The organism is Luteimonas changyuni, assembly GCF_039548395.1.
Lineage (GTDB): Bacteria > Pseudomonadota > Gammaproteobacteria > Xanthomonadales > Xanthomonadaceae > Luteimonas.
On sequence record NZ_JBCLUZ010000002.1, the window covers coordinates 81,671 to 88,163 of the forward strand.

Annotated in this window: 7 protein-coding genes; 6 read left to right on the forward strand and 1 reads right to left on the reverse strand. The window is 70.8% G+C overall.

Annotated elements, in window-relative coordinates; all coding sequences use genetic code 11:
- The first annotated feature begins 5 nt into the window (after positions 1-5).
- Together WCD84_RS01615 and WCD84_RS01620 are read left to right on the forward strand one after the other, a co-directional pair.
- Positions 6-536 carry an RNA polymerase sigma factor gene (locus WCD84_RS01615; protein ID WP_343280193.1) on the forward strand — a complete coding sequence of 177 codons (531 nt, stop codon included), beginning with the start codon at positions 6-8 and terminating at the stop codon, positions 534-536.
- Positions 537-1,196: a hypothetical protein gene (locus tag WCD84_RS01620; RefSeq protein ID WP_343280194.1), complete on the forward strand. Its 660-nt coding sequence runs from the start codon at positions 537-539 to the stop codon at positions 1,194-1,196.
- 6 nt (positions 1,197-1,202) lie between these two features.
- Here WCD84_RS01620 and WCD84_RS01625 read toward each other — a convergent pair whose 3' ends face one another.
- Complete coding sequence (locus tag WCD84_RS01625; protein ID WP_343253702.1) at positions 1,203-1,592, reverse strand: MAPEG family protein; 390 nt, start codon at positions 1,590-1,592, stop codon at positions 1,203-1,205.
- A gap of 98 nt (positions 1,593-1,690) precedes the next feature.
- Between WCD84_RS01625 and WCD84_RS01630 the strand changes: the two genes are divergently transcribed.
- Genes WCD84_RS01630 through WCD84_RS01645 form a run of 4 tightly spaced genes read left to right on the forward strand, consistent with a single transcriptional unit; the run spans position 1,691 to position 6,096 of the window.
- Positions 1,691-1,918 (forward strand): RNA-binding S4 domain-containing protein, encoded by a 228-nt coding sequence (locus WCD84_RS01630; RefSeq protein WP_343253721.1) that lies wholly within the window; start codon positions 1,691-1,693, stop codon positions 1,916-1,918.
- A complete protein-coding gene (locus WCD84_RS01635) occupies positions 1,915-2,472 on the forward strand; it encodes a LemA family protein (protein ID WP_343280195.1) in 558 nt (185 codons plus the stop codon). Before WCD84_RS01630 ends, WCD84_RS01635 begins: the two co-directional genes overlap by 4 nt.
- Positions 2,469-4,241 (forward strand): DUF2207 domain-containing protein, encoded by a 1,773-nt coding sequence (locus WCD84_RS01640; RefSeq protein WP_343280196.1) that lies wholly within the window; start codon positions 2,469-2,471, stop codon positions 4,239-4,241. The genes WCD84_RS01635 and WCD84_RS01640 overlap by 4 nt, the downstream gene beginning before the upstream one ends.
- A gap of 19 nt (positions 4,242-4,260) precedes the next feature.
- Positions 4,261-6,096, forward strand: coding sequence for an ABC transporter ATP-binding protein (locus WCD84_RS01645; RefSeq protein ID WP_343280201.1), 1,836 nt, complete (start codon positions 4,261-4,263; stop codon positions 6,094-6,096).
- The last annotated feature ends 397 nt before the right edge of the window (positions 6,097-6,493 follow it).

Sequence of the window (6,493 nt, forward strand, 5' to 3'; positions counted from 1 at the left end):
CGGGGATGGACGCCATCAGCAGCCACCGCCAGCACGACGGTGCCGAAGAGTTCTCGGCGCTGCTGCAGCAGCATCGCGGCATCGTCTTCAAGGTCGCAGGCACCTACGCGCGCGACGCGGACGATCGCGAGGACCTCGCACAGGACATCGCCGCCCAGCTCTGGCGTGCCTGGCCGCGCTACGACCCGTCCCGCAGCTTTTCCACCTGGATGTACCGGGTGGCGCTGAACGTCGGCATCTCGCACCTGCGCGGCGACGGCCGGCGCCGCCACCTGGTGCCGCTGGAGGAGGGACTCCACGAATCCGTCGCCCCCGACACGGTCGACCACGAACGCGACCAGCGGTCGCGCATGCTGCACGGCTTCATCGCCACGCTCGAACCGCTGAACCGGGCACTGCTGCTGCTCTACCTCGAGGACCGCAGCACGAGGGACATGGCCGAGGTGCTCGGCATGTCCGAAAGCAACGTCACCACCCGCATCAGCCGCCTCAAGCGGCGCATCCGCGACCACGTCGCACCCACCGGCACGCCTTGAATGGACATCACCATGGAACTCGACGAACTCAAGCAGGCCTGGCAGGCGCTGGGGCGCCAGCTGGAACGCCACGATGGCATCCAGCTGCAGATCCACCGCGAGCGCCGGCTGGACGCCGCGCGACGGGGACTGCGCCCCCTGGTCTGGGGACAGGTGCTGCAGGCGGCCCTTGGAGTGGCGCTGGTGGTGCTTGGCGTCGCCTGCTGGACGCGCAACATGGATGTCCCCGGACTGCTCGCCGCCGGCATCGCAGTCCATGCCTTCGGTCTGGTGAACATCGTCTTTGCTGCAATCACCATCGCCCTGGCAACGCGCATCGACTACGGCGCGTCCGTGCTCGACATCCAGCGGCAACTGGCACGCCTGCTTCGCGTCCACGGCCTGGGCGCCGCGATCTGCGGACTGCCGTGGTGGATCATGTGGGTCCTGGTGGTGGTCGCAGTGGCCGGACTGGGCGACGTCCGCGCCGCTGGCGGGACGCCGGGCTGGATCACACTCAGCCTGGGCGCGGGCATTGCCGGTCTGATTGCGACGGCGCTCTATGCCTGGCTGCGGCCACCCCGCATGGACGACCCCGCGGCGCCGCGCTGCGACGGCGGCGACGGCATCCGCCGCAGCCGGCGCATCCTCGACGAGGTCGCCGGCTTCGAAGGCCGCTGAGCGCGATCAGAACAGCGCGACGAGGACCAGCAGGATGCCGACCAGCGACACGCCCCAGATCAGGCTGCGTACGTACGGAATGCCCGAGGCATACGCGGGGATGTAGGCCAGCCGGGCCCAGAAATACAGCTGCGCACCCAGCGCGGTCTGGTCGCCGGTGCGCTCCGCGAGCACCACCGCCAGCACGGCGGCAGCGAACATGGGGAAGGTCTCGAGGAAGTTCTTCCAGCCGCGGTTGACGCGCCCGGCCACCGGGCCGAGCGGCTTTGACTGGCCATCGCGCGCGCTGGCATTCCAGGCCAAGCCGCGTTCGGAGGTCTTCATCGCGGCGTCCAGCATCAGGTGGACAAGGCCGAGCGCGATCGCCCAGGCCAGCATCTGCAGTTCAGTGCCCATCGGTCTCTCCCTCGTGCGCCGGCGGCGCGTCCCGGCCGAGGTTAACGCCATTCCACGCACTGCGTTACGCTCCTTCCTCCATGCGACAGGGCACCCGGATGCAGCACATCGATTTCGAACTCGAGGGCGACTACGTCGAGCTCAACCAGCTCCTCAAGCTCGCCGGCCTCTGCGACAGCGGCGGCGCCGGAAAGGCCCTGGTGGCGTCGGGCGCCGTGCGCGTGGATGGCGTGCAGGAGTCGCGCAAGACCGCGAAGATCCGCGCCGGGCAGGTGGTGGCCCTGGGCGACGCCGAGGTCCACGTCGGCGCGGGCACGGCACCGTGACCGCACTGGTGGCCACGGTCCTGCTGGCGGCCGCGGTCGCGGCCTGGGGCGTGTTCGCCTACAACCGCCTGGTGCGCCTGCGCAACCAGGTCGCGACGGCCTGGGCGGACATCGACGTGCAGCTGCAGCGCCGACACGACCTGGTGCCGCAGCTGGTCTCCGCCGTGCAGGGCTACGCCGCACACGAAGGCGCGGTGCTCGAGGCCGTCACCGCGCTGCGCACGCGCGCCCTCGGCCTGCAGGACCCGGGCGAACTGGGCCACGTGGAAGCCGAACTGGAACAGGCGCTCGGCCGCCTGCTGCTGCTGAAGGAGGCCTACCCCGACCTCAAGGCCAGCGAGAACTTCGCGCGCCTGCAGGCCGACCTGGTGGAGGTGGAAGAGCACCTGCAGTACGCGCGGCGGTACTACAACGGCGCCGTGCGCGACCTCAACGACACCGTGCAGCGGGTCCCCGACGTGCTGGTTGCACGCGGCTTCGGCTTCCGCGAAGCGGCGTTCTTCCAGGCCGGTGCCGACAGCCGCGCGGCGCCCGTCGTGGAGCTGTCACGGTGAACCGGCTGGCCGCGGTCGCCGCCACCTGGCTGCTGGCGGCGTCCGTGCTGCTCGCGCCCGCACCGGCCGCGGCCGACGAGCGGGTCCTCGCCTATGACAGCGTGGTCCAGATCCAGGCCGACGGCAGCCTCGACGTGACCGAACACATCCGCGTGCGCGCGGAGGGCACCCGCATCCGCCGCGGCATCACCCGCGATTTCCCCGTCCGCTACAGGGATCACCGCGGCAACAACGTCGTGGTCGCCTTCGAAGTCGAAGGCGTCGAGCGCGACGGCCACCCGGAACCCTGGTTCACCGAGCGCGTGGCCAACGGCGTGCGCGTCAACACCGGCAACGACGACCTGCTGCAGGTGCCGGCCGAATACACCTACACCCTGCGCTACCGCACCGATCGCCAGCTCGGCTTCTTCGAAGACCACGACGAGCTGTACTGGAACGCGATCGGCCTGGGATGGGATTTCCCGATCGAAACCGGGACGGTGGAGCTGCGGCTGCCCGAGCCCGTGGCGATGGCCGACCTGGCGGTGGAAGGCTATTCCGGCGCCCGCGGCGCACGCGGGCAGGATTTCGAGGCGGTCATCGCGGCCCCCGGCGTGGCCCGCTGGACGCTGACCCGGCCGCTGGCCCCGCGCGAAGGCCTGACCACGGTGCTGTCGTTTCCCAAGGGCATCGTCGCACCGCCGTCGTCGACGCGCGACGCGTTCTGGTTGCTGCGCGACAACCTCTCGATCCTGATCGCGCTGGCCGGGCTCGCGGGGCTGCTGCTGTTCTGCGTGCGGCGCTGGCGCAAGGTCGGACGCGACCCCTCACCCGGCGTGGTCATCGCACGCTACGAGCCGCCCCGTGGCGAGTCACCGGCGGCGCTGCGCTACATGAAGCGCCGCAGCCACGATGCCCGCGGATTCTCCGCCGACCTGCTCGCCTGCGCGGTGCAGGGCGCGGTCGGAATCCATCGCGACGAAGGCATGCTCGGCGACTCATGGACGCTCGAGCGCAGCGACGGCGGCTCGCCCGCGATCGACAACACGGACCAGCGCAGGCTGCTGGAGGCCCTGCTTCCCATGCCGGGCACGACGCTCTCCCTGGACAAGAAGAACGCCACCCGCATCCAGCGTGCAATGCAGGCGCACCGCAAGGGCTTCGAAGATCGCTTCCAGCCGGAGATGTTCACCGATAACGCCGGCAGCATCGGCATCGCGGTCGCGATCCTGTTCGTGACGTGCGCGCTGGCGATGGTCGCGATGGTGTTCACCGACGGCGGCGGCCTGCCCTGGGTCTTCCTGCCGCTTGGCCTGATGCTGGCGACGACGATCGCGTTCGCGCTGGTGATCGGCGCGCCGACGGCCGCCGGGCGCGAGCTGCTCGACGAGATCGAAGGCTTCCGTCGCTACCTGGGCGTGGCCGAGCAGGACGATATCGCGCGCGTGCAGGCGCCGGAGGCGGCCGGGGGCGATGCGTCCGAGCCGGCGCTCGACGCCGGGCGCTTCGAACGCCTGCTGCCGTACGCGGTCGCGCTGGACGTCGAGGACGCGTGGACGAAGAAGTTCACCGTGGCCGTCGGCAGCGCCGCCGCGGCCGCCGCGGCCGCGGCCATCACCTGGTACCACGGCGCCAGCCTCGGCAACATCGGCAACCTGACCAGCGCGGTCGGTGGCGCGCTCAGCTCGCAGATCGCGTCGTCGGCCACGCCGCCCGGAAGTTCGTCGGGCGCGGGCGGCGGCGGATTCTCCGGGGGCGGCGGCGGCGGTGGAGGTGGCGGTGGCCGCTGACGGCCGGCGGCGGCGCGGGCTGTTCGACTGGTTCGAGTCCCGCCTGCAGCCCTTCCCCGACGCACCGCCACAGCAGCCGCCGCGCGGGCTGGTGGCGTTCTGCCTGCACTACACCCGCGGCGCCGGCGGCTGGCTGGCGCTGATGGGCGTGCTCGGCGCACTGATCGCGGTCGCCGAACTGGGCATGTACGTCTACCTCGGCGCGTTGGTGGATCGCCTGGGCGAACATACGCCCGCCACCTTCCTCGCCGTCGAAGGCACGCGCCTGGCGTGGATGGCGGCGCTGGTCGCGATCGGGCTGCCGCTGCTGGTGTGGATCGACAACCTGGTGCAGCTGCAGGTGCTGCTCGGCAACTTCCCGATGCGCATCCGCTGGAACGTGCACCGCTACCTGCTGCGGCAGTCGATGGGCTGGTTCCAGGACGAGTTCGCCGGGCGCATCGCCACCAAGCTGATGCAGACCTCGCTCGCGGTGCGCGAGACGGTGGTCAAGCTGCTGGACGTGGGCGTGTACATCCTGGTGTACGTATTTGGCGCGATGCTGGCCGCCGCCGCGGCCGACTGGCGGCTGATGCTGCCCTTCGCCGGATGGCTGATTGGTTACGTGCTGCTGATGCTGTATTTCGTGCCGCGCATGGAGCGGGTCTCGCGCGAACAGGCTGACGCCCGCTCGGACATGACCGGCCGCATCGTCGACAGCTACACCAACATCGCCACGGTGAAACTGTTCTCGCACTCGCGGCGCGAGCAGGCCTATGCGCGCGAAGCGATGGATGGCTTCCTCGGCACCGTGTACCGGCAGATGCGCCTGGCCACGCGCGTCGGCGTCGGCAACTACGCGCTCAACATGGCGCTGGTGTTCGCGGTGGCGGCGATCGGCCTGTGGCTGTGGCTGGGCGGCGCGATCAGCGCCGGCGCGGTGGCGGTGGGCCTCGCGCTCGCGCTGCGGCTGGTGGGCATGAGCCAGTGGATCATGTGGGAGCTGTCGGCGCTGTTCGAGAACATCGGCACCGTGCAGGACGGCATCAATTCGATCTCGCTGCCGCCGACCGTCGACGACGCGCCCGACGCGCCGGAGCTTGGCGCGGTGGAAGGCGACATCCGCTTCGAAGGCGTGGGCTTCCACTACGGCAAGGGCTCGGGGGTGATCGAGCGCCTGGACCTGCACCTGCGGCCGGGCGAGCGCATCGGCGTGATCGGGCGCTCCGGCGCCGGCAAGTCGACGCTGGTGAACCTGCTGCTGCGCTTCCACGACGTCGAGGCGGGGCGCATCCTGGTCGACGGCATCGACATCGCCAGCGTGCAGCAGGACAGCCTGCGCGCACGCATCGGCGTGGTGACCCAGGACACATCGCTGCTGCACCGCTCGGTGCGCGACAACATCCTCTACGGCCGTCCCGACGCCAGTGAGGCCGAGATGCTGGAAGCCGCGCGCCAGGCGGAATCGCACGATTTCATCCTCGACCTGTCGGACTCCAAGGGCCGCCGGGGCTACGACGCCCACGTCGGCGAGCGCGGCGTGAAGCTGTCGGGCGGCCAGCGCCAGCGCGTCGCCATCGCCCGCGTGCTGCTGAAGGACGCGCCCATCCTGGTGCTGGACGAAGCGACCTCGGCGCTGGACTCGGAGGTCGAAGCCGCGATCCAGGGCAACCTGTACCGGCTGATGGAAGGCAAGACGGTGATCGCGATCGCACACCGGCTGTCGACCATCGCAGCCATGGACCGGCTGGTGGTGATGGACCAGGGCGCGATCGTCGAGCAGGGCACGCACGACGAACTGGTGGCCCGCGGCGGCATCTACGCCCAGCTCTGGCGCCGCCAGTCCGGCGGCTTCCTCGCCGACTCCGAGGCCTGACTTTCGTCCCTCTCCATTGCGCCTGACCCTGCCCTTGCGGGAGCAGCTATAGCTGCGATCCCGGCTGCAGGAGGGCGACGACACCGCCGCGCCCCGGGAAGGCCCGACGCCGGCGCAGCTGCGACACCGGCGCGCGGTACGGCGGGTCGGTGGGTACTCCGTGGGCTGTCCCGCTGCGCGGGCCTTTATGCCCACTGCGCACCCCCCAACCCGCCTCGCAGCGCCTTTCCGCGGGCCGCAGGGAAAAGCGGCAAATCAAAAGCGCGACGCCCCTGCCTTTCCCACCACCTCGCGGCGCCGCTGGCAGCGGAGGGTGGGCGGGTATTCCGCCGGCAATCAGGAGCAGCTCCACCGCGACGCCGGCGGAGTACCCGCCCACCCTCCGCCCCCGCGACGC

Bases quoted from the DNA above. Each gene is read 5' to 3' on its own strand.
- WCD84_RS01615 (WP_343280193.1), top strand. From the start codon at position 6: ATGGACGCCATCAGCAGCCACCGCCAGCACGACGGTGCCGAAGAGTTC.
- WCD84_RS01620 (WP_343280194.1), top strand. From the start codon at position 537: ATGGACATCACCATGGAACTCGACGAACTCAAGCAGGCCTGGCAGGCG.
- WCD84_RS01625 (WP_343253702.1), bottom strand. From the start codon at position 1,592: ATGGGCACTGAACTGCAGATGCTGGCCTGGGCGATCGCGCTCGGCCTT.
- WCD84_RS01630 (WP_343253721.1), top strand. From the start codon at position 1,691: ATGCAGCACATCGATTTCGAACTCGAGGGCGACTACGTCGAGCTCAAC.